This window comes from Aquimarina megaterium XH134 (genome assembly GCF_000520975.1).
In the GTDB taxonomy this organism is placed as follows: domain Bacteria; phylum Bacteroidota; class Bacteroidia; order Flavobacteriales; family Flavobacteriaceae; genus Aquimarina; species Aquimarina megaterium.
In genome coordinates, this window is sequence record NZ_JACB01000159.1 from 1 (window position 1) to 406 (window position 406).

The 406-nt window shown below is 31.8% G+C and carries 1 protein-coding gene; it reads left to right on the forward strand.

Translation table 11 applies throughout. The annotated features are described in order from the left end of the window. Positions 1 to 86: 86 nt before the first annotated feature. Positions 87 to 374, forward strand: a complete 288-nt coding sequence (locus Z053_RS0127540; protein WP_025668179.1) for a GIY-YIG nuclease family protein — start codon at positions 87 to 89, stop codon at positions 372 to 374. Positions 375 to 406: the final 32 nt, after the last annotated feature.

The window sequence follows — 406 nt, forward strand, 5'->3', positions numbered from 1 at the left end:
CCTTCGAGAACCTCAGGGTACGAACATCAATGCTACGTCACAACACGGATATGCAATGCTATACGAAAAACCATATATTTATGACAATGAAATTATCTTATGTCTATATCTTAAAATGCTCTGATGATTCCTATTATACAGGAGTTACATCAAATTTAAATCAACGACTGTTTCAACACTCATCAGGCTTTTATAAAGATTGTTATACATATAAAAGAAGACCTGTTGAATTAGTTTTTAAATGTGAGTTTACAAATATCACTATGGCAATAGATACAGAAAAACAGATTAAAAAATGGTCAAGAGCAAAGAAAGAAGCTTTAATAAACAATGATTATGATGCTCTTCCTAACCTTGCTAAAAAGAGTTTTTGATATTAAAGAGGTTCTCGATAGTCCTGCTGAGC